Genomic DNA, 19,714 nt, shown 5'->3' on the forward strand with positions numbered 1-19,714 from the left:
GGGAATAAATTTCCTCCTTTTTTCTTGCTTAAAATGTCTCAATTTTATTTGTTGATTTTCTTGAAAAAAGGATATGTAAAAAAGTGAAACTTTTACATTTTGTGACACTCTCTTTTAAGTAAATTGTGATAAAATATAAAACGAAGCTTTTAATTGTGAGGAAAGAATGTCAGTTAAGAAGAGATTGAGCAAGATTAAAATTGCCAAAAAAACAACCAGTATCACAAAACGTATTTACTTGATTTTTGCGGTTATCGTTGTCTTATTTTCAGTGATTATTTTAAGATTAGCGCAGATGCAAATTTTAAATAAATCCTTCTATGATGATAAGTTAAATTCGTCAACAACCTATAAAGTGACGTCATCAAGTCCCCGTGGGCAAATTTTTGATGCTGCAGGTAACTTATTAGTTTCGAATAATGTTAAGCAGGTTGTTGCCTTTACACGTAGTAATACAATCACTGCTGAGGATATGAAAAACTTGGCAAAAACCTTATCAACGTTAGTTGATTTCACAGAAACTAACGTGACAACACGTCAGAAAAAAGATTATTATTTGGCTGACTCAGACACTTATGCTAAAGTCGTTAAGAGTCTTCCAGATAATCAAAAATATGATAGTTATGGTAATAACTTAACAGAATCTAAAGTTTATGCCAATGCCGTTAAAGCTGTAACTGATGATGAGATTAATTATTCTGAAGATGAGTTGAAGTTGGTTTATATCTTCAGTCAAATGAATGCTGCCTCAACTTTCAGTACGGTTAATTTAACAACTGGTGATTTAACAGATGAACAAATTGCATACATCACTGCAAATCGTTCAAAATTATCAGGAATTTCTATTGCTACTGACTGGGATCGCCAAACATCAACTGGCTCACTTTCAACCCTTATCGGTACGGTATCATCAAAACAATCTGGTTTACCAGCTGAAGAAGCAGAAGAGTATCTTGCTAAAGGTTATTCAATGAATGACCGAGTCGGAACATCTTATCTTGAAAAAGCCTACGAAGATGATTTACAAGGTACACATACTGTTCGTGAAATTACGACGGATAAAAATGGTAACGTCGTTTCTGATAACATTACTAGCGAAGGAAAAGCTGGTAAGAACTTGAAGTTGACCGTTAATTCAGATTTCCAATCTGGTGTAGAAAACATCTTGAATCAGTATTACAATGCTGAGCTTGCTGCTGGTTTTGCAACTTATTCAGAAGGTGCCTATGCCGTTGCTTTGAACCCTCAAACAGGAGCGATTTTAGCAATGGCTGGTTTGTCACATGATACTGGTTCTTCAACAACGACGCTTGATGCTCTTGGTACGATTAATGATAACTTTGTTCCAGGGTCTGTTGTCAAAGCGGCAACCATTAGTTCTGGATGGGAAAATAACGCTATCTCTGGGAACCAAGTGATTGCTGACCAATCAATTAATCTTGCGGGTTCTCCAGCTATTAAATCATGGTTCACAGGCAGTGGTGCGACAAATATCACAGCAGTACAAGCACTTGAGTACTCTTCAAATACTTACATGGTTCAAGTAGCTCTTAAAATGATGGGGCAAGAGTACTATTCAGGTATGGCACTTGCAACAACTGGTACAAAAGAAGCTATGGAAGAACTTCGTGCGACTTATGCTGAATATGGTATGGGGACAAGTACTGGTATTGATCTTCCAGAAATAACTACTGGCTACCTTTCAGATGATTACAGTCCAGGTAATGTCTTGACAGAAGCATTTGGTCAGTACGATTCCTATACACCAATGCAACTGGCTCAATACGCAGCTACTGTGGCAAATGGTGGTAGCCGTGTAGCACCACATATTGTTGATAGTATTTACGATAATGATGGCACTACAGGAATTGGAACTTTATCTAAGACAATTGAGACAAATGTTTTGAACAAGGTGAACATTTCAAGTAGCGATATGGCTCTGCTTCAACAAGGTTTCTACCAAGTAGTTAATAGTACAAGTGGTTATGCAACTGGTACTCATATGAGAGGAAATGTTACGATTGCCGGTAAGACAGGGACTGCCGAAACATATGCCCTTGATGACAATGGCAATGCTGTGACAACTGTCAATTTGAGTGTTCTTGCTTATGACTACTCAAAAAATGATGATTCTAAAATTGCGGTTGCGGTTATTATTCCGCACTTAACAAGTGATGATAATCACCCTAACCAATTAATTGCGCGTGACATTATTAACTTGTATATGTCAACTTACGCTAATAATAATTAAGAGAGTTCGAGTCGGCAAAAAGTCGGCTCGTGACTTTATTAGAGGAAAGGAGAGACTATGCTCTACCCAACACCAATTGCAAAGTTAATTGATAGTTTTACAAAATTACCAGGAATTGGGATTAAAACAGCTACTCGTTTAGCTTTCTATACTATTGGAATGTCAGACGAAGAGGTAAATGAATTTGCCAAGAATTTATTAGCTGCTAAACGTGAATTAACTTATTGTTCTGTTTGTGGGAATTTAACGGATGAAGATCCATGTAGCATCTGTACTGATGAAACTCGTGACCGTTCTGTTATTTTGGTTGTCGAAGATTCCAAAGATGTTTCAGCCATGGAAAAAATTCAAGAGTATCATGGTTTGTATCATGTTTTACATGGTTTGATTTCACCAATGAATGGTGTTGGACCAGATGATATTAATTTGAAATCATTGATTACACGTTTGATGGATAGTGAGGTTAGTGAGGTTATTATTGCAACCAACGCCACCGCAGATGGTGAAGCGACTTCAATGTACATTTCACGCGTCCTAAAACCAGCAGGAATCAAGGTAACACGTTTAGCACGTGGACTGGCTGTTGGCTCAGATATCGAATATGCCGACGAAGTTACCCTACTTCGTGCTATCGAAAACCGAACAGAATTGTAGGATACGAGAAAAGCAGCGAAATGCTGCTTTTTTGCTTGTATATTTTTTTAAAACATAGTAAACTTTTGTTAAGTTACTTAACAAAAGAGATGAGGAAAATTTTGGAAAATATTAATAAACATCTGTCTGCTTTTATTAAAAGTTATAACCGTTTAGAAAAAAGACAGCACAAAATGGAAAAGTATCCAGAACTATCTATAACTGAGGTTCATTTTTTGGTATTTATTGCTAAAGAAAAGCCAAAATATCTATCCGAAATAGCTAGAAAAAAGAAAATTTCTAGAAGTGCAGTTACTCAGATGGTTAATAAACTAAGTGAAAAAGGTTTTTTAATGAGAGAAACGAAAAATAAAACTTCCAATACTCATTCACTATATTTAACGAATACTGGGTGTGACGTCGTCCAACAACATGATTTGCAACAAAGCTACTTAGAAAAAGAAATTTATAGTATTTTAGCCTCCTATTCAGCAGAATTTTTAAATGAGGTTTTAGAATTGATGAAAACTATTGAAAATGTATGGGAAAGTACAAATAATCATGATTACTGGAAGGGAGATGAGGAAGTTAGTGAAGAAAACGATCAAAATAAATTTGAAGAGTGAAAGTCTATTAGCTGATGATAAATTCGATATTATGATTAATCAATTAAAACCAAATCAGATTATTGATGTTCATATGACCTTACTGGATTATTATAATATTAATGCGCCGATGAGAATAGGTTCTGAAACACCTTGGTATGCTTGGGCAAAATATCAAGCTGACGATAATGGGGTAGTTTCTGTTAATAATTGTATATCTCTAGAAGGAGATTATATAGGTAAAATTGATATGGGATTATTTTTTTCTTGTAGACCTTTAAAATCAAAGAAAAATCATTTGTTGGAAGACGTTAGGGATATTCCTGTTTATGACAGTTTTTATGTAAAAATTGAAATTTTTTCTAAAAGTAAAAAAATAGCTGAAAAAATCTTCAAACGCTATTATCAGTTACCAGAGATTTCGCATGAAACGATTATTTCTTCAAAATATCAAGCAAGATTATTTTATCCTAGCAATGCTCAAAATTTACCAGCAATCATTGTATTTAGTGGTAGTGATGGTCGAATAGAAAAAGCACAAAATATAGCTCAGTTGTTGGCAAGTAGAGGTTTTGTAACTTTAGCGGTTGCTTATTTTGGTCTTAGGGGAATAAGCAGGTATTTGGATCGAATACCTTTGGAAATTGTAAAGGAAAATTTAGATTATTTAGTCAATTTAGACATTGTAGATGAAAATAGAATTGGTTTATATGGTCGTTCTAAAGGTGCGGAGTTATCTTTGGTTGCAGCAAGTCTTTTTTCACAATTTAGGTGCCTTGTTGTCAATTCCCCCTCTTGTGCTATATTAGAAGGTTTAAAAGGCAGGATAAATTCTAAACACTCTTCTTGGACATATCAGAATAAAGAACTACCTTATACAAAATTTAGTATCAGAGAATTTTTTAAAGAAAAATTTTTAGGACAAAAGTTTAGCGATTATGAACTCAGTAGCTTGATTAAGGCGAAAGAGATAGGAGCTAATGTATTAATGATAGGTGAGAAATCTGATGAAATTTGGAATACAGAGTTTTCAATAAAACTATTAGAGAAGCAGTTGCAGAAGAGAAAAAATGGATTGGTAAAGTCTATTTTATTGAACAATGGAGGTCATATGCTAACAATTGCTTATCAACCTAATCAGCGATACACTAATATTTTAAAAGAGAATTTGTTATCAGATTCTGTTATTTCTTGGAAAGCAACAATAGATTTTTTTAAGAATTATTTGTAAAAGTATCTTATTTGCACCCCCTCATCCTTTGTCATCTTTTCTTCCATCTAATCCCCAATCTTGTTTGAAAGGCGGCTTCTTTTGTGGTATGATAATTAGGAAATTGTAATAGAAAAGGAATTGAACTTGAACTGAGATTTGGCTTATTTTGTGAGGCTTCTTGGTTCGATGAAAAATGTTATTAAGTATATTAAAACTTGGTACCTTTTTTCTGTTCAGGTAATTAAAGTTTATGGCAAAAGAAACGCTTGTTTTACTTTATGGTGGACGTTCTGCGGAACGTGAAGTATCTGTTTTATCAGCTGAAAGCGTCATGCGTGCGATTAATTATGATAAATTCTTTGTGAAAACTTACTTCATCACAAAATCTGGTGATTTTATTAAAACACAAGAATTCTTTAGCAAACCTGCTGATGATGAAAAATTGATGACTAACGACACAGTTGTTGAAAGTCAAAAAATTAAACCAAGTGATATTTATGAACCTGGCGCAGTAGTATTCCCAGTTCTTCACGGACCAATGGGTGAAGACGGTTCTGTCCAAGGTTTCCTTGAAGTTCTTAAAATGCCTTATGTTGGAACTAACATTTTGTCATCAAGTGTTGCAATGGACAAAATTTCAACAAAACATGTCCTTGAATCTGCAGGAGTTCCACTTGTTCCTTACGTGACTTATGTTGAAGGTTCTGATTTTGATGCAGCCGTAGCAGAAGTAAATGACAAATTGACATACCCTGTCTTTGTTAAACCAGCTAACATGGGTTCTTCAGTAGGTATCTCAAAAGCTGAAGATGAAGCAGCACTTCGCTCAGCTATTGACTTTGCTCTTAAATATGATAGCCGTATTCTTATCGAAACTGGTGTCAATGCGCGTGAAATCGAAGTTGGTATTTTAGGAAATGCTGACGTGAAAACAACATTGCCTGGTGAAGTTGTTAAAGACGTTGCTTTCTACGATTACGATGCTAAATACATCGATAATAAAATTACTATGGATATTCCAGCACATATCGATAGCGATATTATGGAAGAAATGCGTGGTTATGCAACAACAGCTTTCCGTGCTATCGGCGGATGCGGATTGTCACGCTGCGATTTCTTCTTGACTGAAGAAGGTAATGTTTACCTTAACGAATTGAATACAATGCCTGGTTTCACACAATGGTCAATGTATCCACTTCTTTGGGAAAACATGGGACTTGCTTACTCAGATTTGATTGAAAAATTGGTTGAGTTGGCTAAAGAAATGTTTGAAAAACGCGAAAGCCACTTGATCTAAAAAAGAAGCACCGTTAGGTGCTTTTTTACTGTACAAAAATAACCTCAGAGATGGGATAACTCTCTGAGATTTTTTGTTTATAGATTTTCAAGCTTGCGCAATTCTGGAATTTTCTGTAGTTTTGGTACGACAAGCATAGTAATGATAATACGTAGTGGAATTTCAAAAATTTTGAGCCAACGTCCTGCAAGATACTGTGCCCAGAATGGCACACCAAAGTATATTTGAACAAGTAGTGGTGTGAAGATAAAGGTTCCAATCAGCATAGTTACGAGTGTGGCAAATGTGACGTGAAGCCAATCGTGTTTACTTGACCAGCTGATTTCTTTTCCGTAGAAGAAAAGGCCATAGAAAAAGCCCTGAACAGCTTCCATGATAGTCCACCAAATGATAAAGTTACCAGCACCGCTTGATAGGTTATCGACAACATCAAGAATAGCAAGACTGATAGCTCCCCAAATCGGACCAGCAATCATTCCGATAATGGTATTGACAACAAAGGTTAAACTAACCACTAATTGTTGTGGAATGATGGGAATTGAGAATTTCCCGACAATGAAAGCAAGCGCAATTAACATAGCAAGACTAACTAAGCGCTTAGGGGTGAGTTTGGGTGTTTGAAAAATGTTTTTCATGTTTGCTCCTTTTTAAAACATAAAACTGGAGCTGTTAAAAAATAACAGCGGATGCAACGATTCACCGCGCAAATTGCTTCGTTGTGTGACGACATCCCATTCACACACACTTAACGCGAATCATCTACTCTGTGTAAGGTTTTATCTCCTTACAGGTTTATTGTATCACAAAAAAGATTCTTTTGAATATGATTTGGAAAATAAACGAAAATGATTACGTAAAAAGATTGAAAATTCTGAAATTAGTCGTATAATGAAGCTGTAAAAATCAAAGGCTTTGCTGATAAAAAGCTTTTTAGTTAAGGAGAAAATGATGGAAAAACTAACTGATTTTTCAAAACAACTTAGTAAATGGTTTACCTTGGTTGTTATTATTTGGGCTTTCTTTAATTATCTCTTACCTCAGACTAGTACCTGGGTTATCCCTAATACATCGTATTTGTTGGGAATTATTCTTTTTGGGATGGGGCTGACACTTCAGACTGAAGATTTTATCCGTATTTCTAAACGTCCAATTCCTGTCATTCTAGGTACAGTGGCACATTATATTATTATGCCAAGTTTAGCTTGGCTTTTATGTCATATTTTTCATTTAACAGGAGCAACAGCAGCTGGGGTCATTTTAGTTGGATCTTGTCCAAGTGGAACGTCTTCTAGTGTGATGGCTTTTTTGGCTGGAGGAGATGTTGCTTTGGATGTTTCTATTGAAATCCTTTCAACGCTTTTAGCGCCAATTATGCTTCCGTTATTGTTATCAATTTTAGCAGGGCAATTTATTGCCGTACCAGCAGCTAGTCTTTTTCTTTCAACTTTAAGAATTGTTGTTGTGCCAATTATTTTAGGGGTGTTGGTTCATACACTTTTAGGTAAAAAAATCAATGCCATTATTCAGCTGATGCCTTTAATCTCACAGCTAGCGATTCTTTTGATTATTGGTGCGGTTGTCTCAGCAAATCATGCTAATATTTTTACAACAGCAACAGCTTTAGTTATTCCTGTTGTTATGTTACACAATCTTTGTGGTTATGGGCTTGGTTTTGTCTTTTCAAAACTTCTTCATTTGAAAGAACCTCAACAAAAAGCTATTACATTTGAGGTAGGAATGCAGGATTCAAGCTTAGGGGCAACTTTAGCAATGAAGTATTTTGTTCCACAAGCAGCTATTCCTTCAACAATTTTTTCAATTTGGCATAATATCTCTGGATCAATTTTGTCTTCATGGTGGAAGAATCATTCTAAGGTCCGTAAGGAAAATGCTTGAGAGCACTTTATTTTGTGATATAATAGGAAGAGCCAAAAGGCTCTTTTTATAATGGAGATAATAAAAAATGAAACTTAACTTACACGAAGTCGCCAAGGTGGTTGGCGCAAAGAACACTATTTCGGATTTTGATGACGTTCCTCTGAGACAAATTGAATTTGACAGTCGTAAGATTGAAAAAGGCGATTTGTTTTTGCCTTTAAAAGGTGCGCGTGATGGGCATGATTTTATTGAAACAGCTTTTGAAAATGGTGCAGTTGCAACTTTTTCAGAACGAGAAGTAGAAGGCCATCCCTATATTTTAGTCGATGATTGCTTGGAAGCTTTTCAAGCTCTTGCAAGCTATTATTTAGAAAAACAACGCGTTGATGTCATCGCAGTCACTGGTTCAAATGGTAAGACAACAACGAAAGATATGATTGCTGCTGTTTTATCAACAGAATACAAGACATATAAAACTCAAGGTAACTATAATAATGAAATTGGTTTGCCTTATACAGCACTTCATATGCCAGATGACACTGAAAAGATTGTTCTTGAGATGGGACAAGATCATATGGGAGACATTCATCTCTTATCAGAACTTGCTAAGCCACATATTGGTGTTGTGACTTTGATTGGTGAAGCTCATTTAGAATTCTTCGGAAGCCGTGAAAAAATCGCAAAAGGAAAACTTCAAATTGTCGATGGAATGGATTCAGATGGTATTTTGATTGCACCGGCTGATCCAATTGTTGATCCATATTTGCCAGAAAGCCAAATGGTTATTCGTTTTGGTGATGGTGCAGAAATCTCTGTCCAGGATTTACAAGAAAGCAAAAACTCTTTAACGTTTACGACAAATGTTATTAATCGTCCAATTACCCTTCCTGTACCAGGAAAATACAATGCTACGAATGCTATGGTAGCAGCTTACGTCGGTAAATTATTGGCGATTTCTGATGATGATATCGTTGAAGCTCTAGAAAACATTGAACTAACACGTAACCGAACAGAATGGAAAAAAGCTGCTAATGGTGCTGATATCTTGTCAGATGTATACAATGCCAATCCAACAGCTATGCGTTTGATTTTAGAAACATTCTCTAAAATTCCTGCCAATGAAGGTGGTAAGAAAATCGCTGTGCTTGCGGATATGAAAGAATTAGGTGAACAGTCTGTTGAACTTCACAAACGTATGATTATGAGCTTGTCACCTGAAACATTGGACACTCTTATTTTCTATGGAGAAGACATTGCAGAATTAGCACAACTTGCTAGTCAAATGTTCCCACTCGGTAAGGTTTATTACTTTAAGAAAACTGCAGATGAAGATCAATTTGATGACATGCTAAAAACAGTTCAAACTGTTTTACAACCAGCTGACCAAATCTTACTGAAGGGAAGTAATTCAATGCATCTCGCTAAAGTTGTAGAAGCATTGGAAAACTAGTGAGGTGGAGATGGTAGAGAAAAGTGTTAAGGAGGGAAATAAAGACTCGGTTGTTATCTACCGAGCGTTGTATTTCCTTGAATGTTGTATTTTATTTTTAGCGTGGTTTTTAAAACGTTACCCATTTCCACAACAGGTCTTCCTGTTTATGTCTAGCCTGTCAATTATTGGTGGATTTGCTATTTATTTATGGAACTTTCGTCGAACAGGTTTTTCAATTGCTAAAATTTTAGCTGGAATTTTTGCGCTGGCTTTTATGCTACTTTTACCGACAATAGGCTATCTGGATACCTCAATAGATGATTTAAGTATGATTGTCTTCTTTTTGTTATCGGTTAGTGTTGATAGGGAAGATGACAATTTAGTGGCAGCACTATTTTATTTTAAGATACTTGTAGCAATCTTAGTACTGTTTGCTTATAATAGCCATATTATTTCTGATATGACAATGTATCGCCCAAACAAGGATTTGATTCGACACTCATATGGATTTATGCACCCAAATTCACTTGGAATGTATTTGATTGCCTTACTATATGATTTTTCATTAATTAAGAAACCTTCTAGTTTAATCAATGGGTTAATTATGCTGTTAACTTCCTTGTTGGTTTTTGCTGTTACTGATTCAAAAACATCAGTTTTGATTGCACTTGCAATTATTTTATGTTATTTCTTAAAACCAATCCTATCAAGGATTAAAGTTTCTGGATATCTTATCATGCCAATTGTAATCGGAATGTTTGGACTTGGGCTTGCTTTGCCGAGATATTATACTCCAGATAATCCTGTCTTTGTAACATTAGATCATTTATTTACTGGACGTACTAGTATTGGTCATGCTTATCTTGAACAATTTGGCTTGAACTGGCTGCCAAGAAACATTCCAATTTTTACAGAAATCAATGGAAGTATGATGTACGATGATAGCTTCTACGTTGATTCGCTTTTGCGTCAGGGGATTATTCTTTTCTGTATGTACCCAATCTTTTTATTGGTTCAATTAAAAGGTAAAAAGTTCACGCTTTTCCATACCTTGCTTTTCTTGTTGACATTCTTTATTGGTACTATGGAACATTATGGAGCAAGTATTGAAATCTGCACTATCTTATTGCTGAATTATTTTGCGGTTTCTGGTGATAAGCTAGAGGAGAAATATTGAAATAGCGTTTAATTTTCGTTATAATAATAGAGTTATGGGAGTCCATGGCTCTATTTTTGTATTGCAGTGAAAAAGGAGTGGACCAATGTAGCCACTATAATCGTTAATGAGTGATACGTTTTTAAAGAGATAATTAAGATTAATAAGGAAATAAAATGACAATTCAAGATGACATTAAAAAACGTCGTACATTTGCCATCATCAGTCACCCGGATGCTGGTAAAACGACAATTACAGAGCAATTACTTTATTTTGGTGGAGAAATCCGTGAAGCAGGTACTGTAAAAGGTAAAAAAACAGGTAACTTTGCTAAATCTGACTGGATGGATATCGAAAAACAACGTGGTATCTCAGTAACTTCATCAGTGATGCAATTTGATTACGCTGGTAAACGTGTTAATATCCTTGATACACCGGGGCACGAAGACTTCTCTGAAGATACTTATCGTACCCTTATGGCCGTTGACGCTGCAGTCATGGTTGTCGATTCAGCCAAAGGTATCGAAGCACAAACGAAAAAACTCTTTGAAGTTGTAAAACACCGTAATATTCCTGTCTTCACTTTCATCAATAAATTGGACCGTGATGGTCGTGAACCGCTTGATCTTTTGGAAGAATTGGAAGAAGTGCTTGGTATTGCAAGTTACCCAATGAACTGGCCAATTGGTATGGGGAAATCATTTGAAGGGCTTTATGATTTGTACAACAAACGTTTGGAACTTTACAAAGGTGATGAACGTTTTGCAGCGCTTGAAGATGGTGACAAATTATTTGCTAACAACCCATTCTACCAACAAGTCTTGGAAGATGTTGAGTTGCTAGAAGAAGCAGGAAATGAATTCTCAGAAGAAGCTATCTTATCAGGTGATTTAACACCAGTTTTCTTCGGTTCTGCCCTTACAAACTTTGGTGTGCAAACTTTCCTTGATACATTCTTGCAATTTGCACCAGAACCTCATGGTCACAAAACAACTGAAGGTAATGAAATCGATCCTTACGATAAAGATTTCTCAGGATTTGTTTTCAAAATCCAAGCTAACATGGACCCTCGTCACCGTGACCGTATTGCCTTTGTGCGTATCGTCTCAGGTGAGTTTGAACGTGGTATGAGCGTGAATCTTGCTCGTACGAAAAAATCAGTGAAATTATCAAACGTGACTCAATTTATGGCTGAATCACGTGAAAATGTTGAAAATGCCGTTGCTGGTGATATTATCGGGGTTTACGATACAGGTACATACCAAGTTGGGGATACGTTGACAGTTGGTAAAAATAAATTTGAATTCGAACCACTGCCAACCTTCACTCCAGAATTGTTCATGAAAGTTGCCGCTAAAAACGTTATGAAACAAAAATCATTCCATAAAGGGATTGAACAATTGGTGCAAGAAGGAGCTATCCAATTGTACAAAAACTACCAAACAGGTGAATACATGCTTGGTGCGGTTGGTCAATTGCAGTTTGAAGTTTTCAAACACCGTATGGAAAATGAATACAACGCTGAAGTTATCATGACACCAATGGGTAAAAAGACTGTTCGTTGGATTAAACCAGAAGACCTTGATGAACGCATGTCTTCAAGTCGAAATATTTTGGCTAAAGACCGCTTTGATCAACCTGTTTTCCTTTTCGAAAACGATTTTGCGCTTCGTTGGTTTGCAGACAAATACCCAGATGTTGATTTGGAAGAAAAAATGTAATTATAAAAGGTCTGAGCATTGCTCAGACCTTTTATTTGTTACGGGTGTAAAAGAACAGCTCTGACGAATCAGAGCTGTTCTTTTGAGATTATGAAAAAGAAAAGTTTTAGGATGTTTTTTATTATAGCCATGATACCTTAAAGAAAACTTAAAAATCCTTTAAAAAAAGTCAAATAGCTTTTTTAAAGAATATTCAAATAATTGACACTATGAAAACGTGTTAATGATAATAAATGAAACTGTTTCCTATCTTTTTGACTTAGAATGTGTTACACTAGTTAAGTTGTTAAACAACGAAACTAAAGTTTAATAAGGCAGCTTCGCACTGCCTTTTAGAAAAGAGAAAAATTTGAAATTTACAGAACTTAACTTATCGGAAGCAATCCTTGCTGCTGTTGAAAAAGCAGGCTTTGTTGAGCCATCTCCAATCCAAGAATTAACAATTCCTTTGGCATTGGAAGGTAAGGATGTTATCGGACAAGCGCAAACTGGTACAGGGAAAACAGCTGCCTTTGGTTTACCAACTTTGGATAAAATTGATACAAGTCGTAATCTTGTTCAAGCCTTGGTTATCGCTCCAACACGTGAATTAGCAGTTCAAGGTCAAGAAGAATTGTTCCGTTTTGGTCGTGAAAAAGGTGTTAAAGTCCGTTCAGTTTACGGCGGTTCAAGCATTGAAAAACAAATCAAAGCTCTTCGTTCAGGTGCTCATATTGTTGTTGGGACACCAGGTCGTTTGCTTGATTTGATTAAACGTAAAGCTTTAAAACTTGAACACGTTGAAACATTGATTCTTGATGAAGCAGATGAAATGCTTAACATGGGATTCTTAGAAGATATCGAAGCTATTATCAGCCGTGTGCCAGAAACACGCCAAACGCTTCTTTTCTCAGCTACTATGCCTGAAGCTATCAAACGTATTGGTGTTAAATTTATGCAAAATCCTGAACACGTAAAAGTAGCTGCTAAAGAATTGACTACTGATCTTGTCGATCAATACTATATTCGTGTTAAAGAACAAGATAAATTTGATACAATGACACGTCTTATGGACGTTGATCAACCTGAATTGTCAATTGTCTTTGGACGTACAAAACGTCGTGTAGATGAATTGACACGTGGTTTGAAATTGCGTGGTTATCGTGCAGAAGGTATTCACGGTGACCTTGATCAAGGTAAACGTCTTCGTGTCCTACGCGATTTCAAAAATGATAATATCGATATTTTGGTTGCGACTGACGTTGCAGCGCGTGGTCTTGATATTTCAGGGGTTACACACGTTTATAACTATGATATCCCACAAGATCCAGAAAGCTACGTACACCGTATTGGACGTACTGGACGTGCAGGTAAACACGGTCAATCGATTACTTTTGTTGCTCCAAATGAAATGGGTTACTTGTCAATCATTGAAAAATTGACTAAAAAACGCATGAAAGGTATGAAACCAGCTACAGCTGATGAAGCTTTTAAAGCGAAGAAAAAAGTTGCCCTTAAGAAAATTGAACGTGATTTTGCGGATGAAACTATCCGTAATAACTTTGATAAATTCAAAGGGGATGCGGTTAAATTGGCTGCAGAATTCACACCAGAAGAGTTGGCTTTATACATCTTGAGCTTGACAGTTAAAGATCCTGAAACTCTTCCAAAAGTTGAAATTGCGCGTGAAAAACCATTACCATTCAAACCATCAGGTGGTGGATTCAATAACCGTAAAGGTGGACGTGGCAATGGACGCGGACGTGATAACCGTCGTGGCGGTCGTGATCGCAAACGTGATGACCGTGATAATGGATTCCGCGATTTCAAACGCACATCATCTAAAAACAAACGCGATTTCCAAAATAAAGATAACAAACGTCCTCATCGTACATCTAGTGAGAAGAAAAATGGATTTGTTATCCGTAACAAAGGGGAAAGATAATAGTAAAACGCACTCTGCTTGAGCAGGGTGCGTTTTTGGTTAAGCTTTGTGTTCGTTAATATAATCGAGTTTTTGTTGTCGTGTTTTTTGTTTAAAATAGCTTTCTGCGGACATGGCGGCTTCTTTGCTATCAAAACTTTCTTGGTAAATGAGTTTGACAGGTAAGCGGCTTTTTGTGTATTTAGCGCCTTTACCTGCATTATGCGTTTTGATGCGGCGTTCTACATCTGTAGTGTAGCCAGTGTAGAGCGTACCGTCTGCACACTCTACCACGTACATAAAAGCTTTTTTAGTCTTTCTTTCCGTTTTTTCCATAATAGATTTCAAAAATATCGTCGGTATACTCGCCATTTTCTTTGTGAACAAAAAGTGGTGGAAGGATTTTTAGACCATCGGTTGAACCATCTTTGATAGCTTCAATCAAAAGCATATTAGCATCTTTTCCCATTTTTGGGTAAACGAATTGGATGCGTTTTGGTGCCAGATTGTACTGTCTCATGGTATCGATGATGTCTAGAAAGCGATCTGGCCTGTGCACCATAGCAAGTCTTCCATTTGATTTTAGAGCGTGTCTTGCAATGTCACAAATTTCTTCAAGGTTTGTTGTGATTTCGTGTCTAGCTAGAAGATAGTGTTCAGATACATTTTTCTTAGAAGTCTCTGACACCTTGAAATATGGTGGATTGCACAGAATTAAGTCAACGCCAGTTCGCGGTACGTGAGTTAGAAGATTTTTCAAATCATCATTAATCATTTGAACTTGGTCTTCTAAGTGGTTCAAGTGGATTGAACGCTCTGCCATGTCAGCTAAGCGCTCCTGAATTTCAACTTCGATGATTGGCGCTTTAGTGCGGGTGCTGGCAAAAAGTCCAACGGCACCATTTCCAGAACAGAGGTCAACAATCAAGCCACGTGATGGAATTTTTGGGAAACGTGACAAGAGGACACTGTCGATAGAATAGCTGAAAACCTCTCTATTTTGAATAATTTTTACATCTGTCGAAAAGAGCTGATCAATACGCTCACCTTCTTTTAAAATTGATTTAGTCATGACATTTATTATAGCAGATTTTGCCTATTCTCACTAGCGAGGTCGTTAATTTTTACTTTCTAAAACCGCTTAAGCATGGTACAATGTAAGGTAATGAGAAAAAAAGGAGTAAATCTGTGTTTTATACTTATTTACGCGGGCTAGTGGTTTTCCTTCTTTGGATTATCAATGGTAATGCCCATTATCACAATGAAGACAAAATTTTGAGCAAAGATGAAAACTATATTTTGGTTGCACCGCACCGTACATGGTGGGACCCTGTTTATATGGCTTTCGCTGCTCGTCCAAAACAATTCATTTTCATGGCTAAAAAGGAATTGTTCACAAATCGTATATTTGGTTGGTGGATTCGCATGTGTGGCGCCTTTCCAATTGACCGTGAAAATCCTGGTCAAAAAGCCATCAAATACCCAATTAACATGTTGAAAAAAAGCAATCGTTCACTTGTCATGTTTCCAAGTGGAAGTCGTCATTCAACAGATGTTAAAGGTGGGGTTGCTGTCATCGCTAAAATGGCAAAAGTTAAAATCATGCCAGTTGTTTACGCAGGACCAATGCAACTAAAAGGTCTTTTGACTGGTGAACGTGTTGACATGAATTTTGGTAACCCAATTGATATTTCTGACATCAAACGCATGAACGATGAAGGTATCGAAGAAGTGGCAAACCGTATTCAAACTGAATTTGACCGTTTGGATGCTGAAAATGCAACTTACCACATCAATAAAAAACCAAATCCATTGACATACATTTATCGTGTTCCGCTTGGTTTGGTAGCTATTGTCGTTGTTCTTTTGACATTACTCTTTAGTTACATTGCAAGCTTTGTCTGGGATCCTGATAAACACCGTAAAATGAAATAAATAAGAAAAAGCTCGGATTTTCCGAGTTTTTTTCGAATAATTAAGTAAGGGCTCCGAGGAGCCTTTTTCTAATGCTTAAAAGGTGAGGTAATAGGATGATTGAAGAGATGAAAGAAAGACTTTTGGAACATAAGACGGTAGCGGCGGTTTTAGGAACGGTGCTTGTTATGCTTGTGGCATTCTTTGCTTGGTCTAGTATGACTAGACCACAAGCGCAGCTACAAAGTGATTTACCTGCGCTTTCTAGTAGTATCCCAGCAAGTTCAAGTCTTGAACCATCAAAGACAAAGACTATGACATCACGTTCTCAAGATGATTCTGGCAAAATTTTTGTTGATATCAAGGGTGCCGTTAAAAATGAAGGTGTTTATGAATTGTCAAATGGCAGCCGTGTCACGGATTTGGTCAAAAAAGCTGGCGGATTTACAGATGATGCTGATAAGAAGTCAGTCAATTTAGCTGAAAAATTAGCTGACGAAGCGGTTGTCTATGTGGCAAAAATTGGTGAAGAAGTCACACCAGCAAGCACACCTTCTCAAGCTAAACCAACGACAGCTAGCGGGGTACAAGGTGACAGCTCAGCGCAAATCAATCTTAACACCGCAACTACAGAAGAACTCCAAACTATTTCTGGCATTGGGGCTAAACGTGCGCAAGATATCATTGATTATCGTGATGCTAATGGTGGTTTCTCATCCGTTGATGATTTGAAAAATGTTTCTGGCATTGGTGAGAAGACTTTAGAAAAATTAAAATCTGAGGTGACTGTTGACTAAGTATTTTCCTATTAAGCCAATTCAATTGGCTTTTTTGCTCACTTTACTTTATTATTTTTGTTTTGAAAAAGTGGTGTTATGTCTGATTTTACTCCTGTTAGCCTTGCTGTTTTTATGGCAACAGTATGGTTGGAAGGCTTGGTGTCAGGTTTCACTGTGCTTGGCTTTTTTTGCGATATTTTTCCTGACTAAGGCTAATCAGACAGAACAGGCTTATCAAGCGGCGCCAGCTCATTTAACAAAAATCCAGATGATTCCTGATACGATTTCGGTTAATGGTGATTTATTATCCTTTCGAGGTAAGGAAGCTGGGCATACTTACCAAGTTTTTTATACCTTGAAGTCAGAAAAAGAGCAGAAATTTTTTAAAAATCTTAATCAAACAGTGCTTTTATCAGGGCAGGTGGATTTAGAAGAGGCAACGCCACAGCGGAATTTTGGTGGTTTTGATTGCCGCACTTACCTTAAACATGAAGGCATTTATCGGATTGCTAATCTTTCTTCGATTACTGAAATGAGACAGCAGAGCTCTTTAAGTTTTTTTGAACGACTACATGAACTTAGAAGACAGGCGATTGTCAGTATTCAAAGGAATTTTCCTGCTCCCATGCAACATTACATGACTGGCCTTTTGTTTGGATATTTGGATAAGTCTTTTGATGAGATGAGTGATGTTTACACTAGTTTAGGGATTATTCATCTTTTTGCTCTGTCTGGTATGCAGGTGGGCTTTTTTGTGGGACTTTTTCGGTTTATTTTTTTACGTCTTGGGTTACGGCGAGATTATGTGGATATACTGCAAATCCCGTTTTCACTTGTATATGCTGGCTTGACAGGCTTTTCGGTTTCAGTTGTTCGGAGCCTTATTCAGTCTGCTTTTGCAAATCTTGGCATAAAAAAATTAGATAATCTTGCCTTTACTTTAATGACCCTTTTTATTTTGATGCCAAATTTCCTGCTGACAACAGGAGGAATTCTTTCTTTTACCTACGCTTTTATCCTGAGTTTTATTGATTTTGATGGGTTTAGTCATTATCGAAAAATCCTTACAGAATGTTTGGCGATTTCGCTGGGAAGTTTACCGGTTTTGCTATATTTCTTCTCAGTATTTCAACCCTTGTCGCTGCTTTTAACAGCTATTTTTTCACTGGCTTTTGATACGCTTATCTTACCTGTTTTGACCTTTGTTTTTCTTTTATCACCTCTGGTTAAAATTACCGCGTTAAATCCATTTTTTGTTTTTCTAGAAACTATCATCAAATTTAGCAAGTCGCTGATTGGCACACCACTTGTTTTTGGCAGACCAAGTCTAGGAATTTTATTGCTATTACTTTTAATAATAGGACTTCTCTATGACTGTTATCGACACAAAAAAGTAGCCATTTTCCTTTTTAGCATAATGGCTTTGCTATTTTTCCAAATCAAGCATCCGCTGGAAAACGAAGTGACGGTGGTTGACATTGGGCAAGGAGATAGTATTTTTGTGCGTGATGTTAAAGGGCATACGCTGTTAATTGATGTGGGCGGAAAAGTGAGTTTTAGTGAGAAAAAATCGTGGCAAAAGCGCTTAGCTGATAGCAATGCTGAGCGGACACTGATTCCTTATCTGAAAAGTCGAGGAATTGGTAAAATTGACCAGTTGGTTTTGACGCACACGGATACCGACCATATGGGTGATATGCTTGAAGTCGCAAAAGAGCTGAAAATTGGTCAAGTCCTGGTGAGTCCAGGAAGTCTCACAAAGCCAGATTTTGTGGTTAAATTTCGACAAATGAAGACGCCAGTTCGCGCAGTTTCTGCAGGAGATAACTTGCCAATTATGGGAAGTCACTTGCAGGTGCTCTATCCAAATGCTGTTGGTGACGGTGGAAATAATGATTCGGTGGTGCTTTATGGCAATCTTCTGGGCAAGAATTTTTTGTTTACAGGAGACTTGGAAGAAGAGGGCGAGCAACAGATGATAGCAACTTATCCCAATCTGCCAGTTGATGTTTTAAAAGCAGGACATCACGGCTCAAAAGGGTCATCGAGCCCAGAATTTCTAGCTCATATTTCCCCGCAAATAGGAGTAATCTCCGCAGGACAAAATAACCGCTACAAGCATCCTCATCAAGAAACGCTTGAACGCTTTCAAGCACAAAACATGACTATTTACCGTACTGATGAACAAGGTGCTATCCGCTTTAGAGGATTAAACCACTGGAAAATCGAAACAGTGAGGTGAACTTAAGTCAAAAGCAAAATAAAAACAGTAGTCGATTGACGGCTGTTTTGCTTTGCAATTAGATTAGCATAAGTATATACTATGTTATAAAAAGGAGGGCGAGAATGGAAGCAATAGAGAGCAAAGTTGATTTTGTTAAAGAAATCGAGAAGTTAAAAACTGTGACACGTTTTAATAGGACATTGGATGGGCGATTTGAAAATAGTGCGGAACATTCTTGGCAGGTTGCATTAGTAGCAAACCTTTTTCAAGATTATTTTCCTGAAAAATTGGACATAGGAAAAGTGACTTTAATGCTTTTACTCCATGATTTGGGAGAAATTTACGCAGGTGATACTTGGGTGTATGACACCACAGGCAAAGCCGTCTCACATGATAAGGAATACTTATCGTTACAGAAAAGTTTAGCAATCTTACCAATCATTCAAGGCGAGAAATTTACAGAATTGTGGTTTGAATTTGAAAAAGGAAATAGTCCAGAAGCAAGATATGCTAGAATTATTGATGCTTTGGTATCGCTGATTAATCATTTGGTTGTTTCGGAAGAAGGTTATAATCCCGATAAATTAACGGCTGAGAGAGTCTTGACTAAGAAAGCTTTCATTAAAGAAGATTCAGAAATTTTGTGGCAATTAGCAAAGGAATTAATCGAAAAAAGTGTTGAAAAAGGACTATATAGCTGAAGGTGAA

At 36.8% G+C, this 19,714-nt stretch carries 17 protein-coding genes and 1 riboswitch; of the genes, 14 read left to right on the forward strand and 3 right to left on the reverse strand.

Annotated features, from left to right (window positions below; translation table 11 throughout):
* The first annotated feature begins 166 nt into the window (after positions 1-166).
* The 5 genes from pbp2b (at position 167) to BLP98_RS03290 (ending at position 5,999) form a co-directional block, all read left to right on the forward strand.
* Positions 167-2,251, forward strand: coding sequence for a penicillin-binding protein PBP2B (pbp2b, locus tag BLP98_RS03270; protein WP_074481899.1), 2,085 nt, complete (start codon positions 167-169; stop codon positions 2,249-2,251).
* A 57-nt stretch (positions 2,252-2,308) separates the two neighbouring features.
* Entirely contained in the window at positions 2,309-2,905 is a 597-nt protein-coding gene (recR, locus tag BLP98_RS03275; protein ID WP_074481900.1) for a recombination mediator RecR, read from the forward strand.
* 101 nt (positions 2,906-3,006) lie between these two features.
* The gene (locus BLP98_RS03280) at positions 3,007-3,510 is read left to right on the forward strand and encodes a MarR family winged helix-turn-helix transcriptional regulator (protein WP_159427426.1); all 504 of its coding nucleotides are present in this window, start codon (positions 3,007-3,009) and stop codon (positions 3,508-3,510) included.
* The gene (locus BLP98_RS03285; RefSeq protein WP_234792780.1) at positions 3,476-4,720 is read left to right on the forward strand and encodes an acyl-CoA thioesterase/BAAT N-terminal domain-containing protein; all 1,245 of its coding nucleotides are present in this window, start codon (positions 3,476-3,478) and stop codon (positions 4,718-4,720) included. The genes BLP98_RS03280 and BLP98_RS03285 overlap by 35 nt, the downstream gene beginning before the upstream one ends.
* 232 nt (positions 4,721-4,952) lie before the next feature.
* Complete coding sequence (locus tag BLP98_RS03290; protein ID WP_074481903.1) at positions 4,953-5,999, forward strand: D-alanine--D-alanine ligase; 1,047 nt, start codon at positions 4,953-4,955, stop codon at positions 5,997-5,999.
* 77 nt (positions 6,000-6,076) lie between these two features.
* Here the strand turns inward: BLP98_RS03290 and BLP98_RS03295 are convergent, their stop codons facing one another.
* Entirely contained in the window at positions 6,077-6,634 is a 558-nt protein-coding gene (locus BLP98_RS03295) for a folate family ECF transporter S component (protein ID WP_074481904.1), read from the reverse strand.
* A gap of 43 nt (positions 6,635-6,677) precedes the next feature.
* A riboswitch (THF riboswitch) is annotated at positions 6,678-6,768 on the reverse strand.
* Positions 6,769-6,947: 179 nt separating this feature from the next.
* Here BLP98_RS03295 and BLP98_RS03300 point away from each other — a divergent pair.
* The 5 genes from BLP98_RS03300 (at position 6,948) to BLP98_RS03320 (ending at position 14,110) form a co-directional block, all read left to right on the forward strand.
* Positions 6,948-7,895 carry a bile acid:sodium symporter family protein gene (locus BLP98_RS03300; RefSeq protein ID WP_074481905.1) on the forward strand — a complete coding sequence of 316 codons (948 nt, stop codon included), beginning with the start codon at positions 6,948-6,950 and terminating at the stop codon, positions 7,893-7,895.
* Between the two features lie 67 nt (positions 7,896-7,962).
* On the forward strand, positions 7,963-9,327 hold the full coding sequence (locus tag BLP98_RS03305; protein WP_074481906.1) for a UDP-N-acetylmuramoyl-tripeptide--D-alanyl-D-alanine ligase: 1,365 nt from the start codon (positions 7,963-7,965) through the stop codon (positions 9,325-9,327).
* Positions 9,328-9,475: 148 nt separating this feature from the next.
* On the forward strand, positions 9,476-10,486 hold the full coding sequence (locus BLP98_RS09525) for a polymerase (protein WP_327084535.1): 1,011 nt from the start codon (positions 9,476-9,478) through the stop codon (positions 10,484-10,486).
* 155 nt (positions 10,487-10,641) lie between these two features.
* Positions 10,642-12,186 (forward strand): peptide chain release factor 3, encoded by a 1,545-nt coding sequence (locus BLP98_RS03315; protein WP_074481908.1) that lies wholly within the window; start codon positions 10,642-10,644, stop codon positions 12,184-12,186.
* Between the two features lie 349 nt (positions 12,187-12,535).
* The gene (locus BLP98_RS03320; protein ID WP_074481909.1) at positions 12,536-14,110 is read left to right on the forward strand and encodes a degradosome RNA helicase CshA; all 1,575 of its coding nucleotides are present in this window, start codon (positions 12,536-12,538) and stop codon (positions 14,108-14,110) included.
* A 39-nt stretch (positions 14,111-14,149) separates the two neighbouring features.
* Here BLP98_RS03320 and BLP98_RS03325 read toward each other — a convergent pair whose 3' ends face one another.
* Both BLP98_RS03325 and BLP98_RS03330 read right to left on the reverse strand, forming a co-directional pair.
* Positions 14,150-14,425, reverse strand: a complete 276-nt coding sequence (locus BLP98_RS03325; protein ID WP_074481910.1) for a GIY-YIG nuclease family protein — start codon at positions 14,423-14,425, stop codon at positions 14,150-14,152.
* Positions 14,400-15,161 (reverse strand): tRNA1(Val) (adenine(37)-N6)-methyltransferase, encoded by a 762-nt coding sequence (locus BLP98_RS03330; RefSeq protein ID WP_074481911.1) that lies wholly within the window; start codon positions 15,159-15,161, stop codon positions 14,400-14,402. Before BLP98_RS03330 ends, BLP98_RS03325 begins: the two co-directional genes overlap by 26 nt.
* Before the next feature lie 116 nt (positions 15,162-15,277).
* Here BLP98_RS03330 and BLP98_RS03335 point away from each other — a divergent pair, with 116 nt between their 5' ends.
* The 4 genes from BLP98_RS03335 to BLP98_RS03350 all read left to right on the forward strand — a co-directional run bounded on the left by BLP98_RS03335 (position 15,278) and on the right by BLP98_RS03350 (position 19,707).
* Positions 15,278-16,024 carry a lysophospholipid acyltransferase family protein gene (locus tag BLP98_RS03335; RefSeq protein ID WP_074481912.1) on the forward strand — a complete coding sequence of 249 codons (747 nt, stop codon included), beginning with the start codon at positions 15,278-15,280 and terminating at the stop codon, positions 16,022-16,024.
* A gap of 95 nt (positions 16,025-16,119) precedes the next feature.
* Positions 16,120-16,800: a helix-hairpin-helix domain-containing protein gene (locus BLP98_RS03340; protein ID WP_074481913.1), complete on the forward strand. Its 681-nt coding sequence runs from the start codon at positions 16,120-16,122 to the stop codon at positions 16,798-16,800.
* Positions 16,790-19,024 carry a DNA internalization-related competence protein ComEC/Rec2 gene (locus tag BLP98_RS03345; RefSeq protein WP_074481914.1) on the forward strand — a complete coding sequence of 745 codons (2,235 nt, stop codon included), beginning with the start codon at positions 16,790-16,792 and terminating at the stop codon, positions 19,022-19,024. The genes BLP98_RS03340 and BLP98_RS03345 overlap by 11 nt, the downstream gene beginning before the upstream one ends.
* Positions 19,025-19,128: 104 nt before the next feature.
* Positions 19,129-19,707, forward strand: a complete 579-nt coding sequence (locus BLP98_RS03350) for an HD domain-containing protein (protein WP_074481915.1) — start codon at positions 19,129-19,131, stop codon at positions 19,705-19,707.
* The last annotated feature ends 7 nt before the right edge of the window (positions 19,708-19,714 follow it).

It is taken from the genome of Streptococcus equinus, assembly GCF_900104225.1.
Taxonomy (GTDB): Bacteria; Bacillota; Bacilli; order Lactobacillales; family Streptococcaceae; genus Streptococcus; species Streptococcus equinus_D.

Bases quoted from the DNA above. Each gene is read 5' to 3' on its own strand.
- BLP98_RS03325 (WP_074481910.1), bottom strand. From the start codon at position 14,425: ATGGAAAAAACGGAAAGAAAGACTAAAAAAGCTTTTATGTACGTGGTA.
- pbp2b (WP_074481899.1), top strand. From the start codon at position 167: ATGTCAGTTAAGAAGAGATTGAGCAAGATTAAAATTGCCAAAAAAACA.
- BLP98_RS03330 (WP_074481911.1), bottom strand. From the start codon at position 15,161: ATGACTAAATCAATTTTAAAAGAAGGTGAGCGTATTGATCAGCTCTTT.
- BLP98_RS03350 (WP_074481915.1), top strand. From the start codon at position 19,129: ATGGAAGCAATAGAGAGCAAAGTTGATTTTGTTAAAGAAATCGAGAAG.
- BLP98_RS03340 (WP_074481913.1), top strand. From the start codon at position 16,120: ATGATTGAAGAGATGAAAGAAAGACTTTTGGAACATAAGACGGTAGCG.
- BLP98_RS03290 (WP_074481903.1), top strand. From the start codon at position 4,953: ATGGCAAAAGAAACGCTTGTTTTACTTTATGGTGGACGTTCTGCGGAA.
- BLP98_RS03295 (WP_074481904.1), bottom strand. From the start codon at position 6,634: ATGAAAAACATTTTTCAAACACCCAAACTCACCCCTAAGCGCTTAGTT.
- BLP98_RS03315 (WP_074481908.1), top strand. From the start codon at position 10,642: ATGACAATTCAAGATGACATTAAAAAACGTCGTACATTTGCCATCATC.
- recR (WP_074481900.1), top strand. From the start codon at position 2,309: ATGCTCTACCCAACACCAATTGCAAAGTTAATTGATAGTTTTACAAAA.
- BLP98_RS09525 (WP_327084535.1), top strand. From the start codon at position 9,476: ATGTCTAGCCTGTCAATTATTGGTGGATTTGCTATTTATTTATGGAAC.
- BLP98_RS03300 (WP_074481905.1), top strand. From the start codon at position 6,948: ATGGAAAAACTAACTGATTTTTCAAAACAACTTAGTAAATGGTTTACC.
- BLP98_RS03305 (WP_074481906.1), top strand. From the start codon at position 7,963: ATGAAACTTAACTTACACGAAGTCGCCAAGGTGGTTGGCGCAAAGAAC.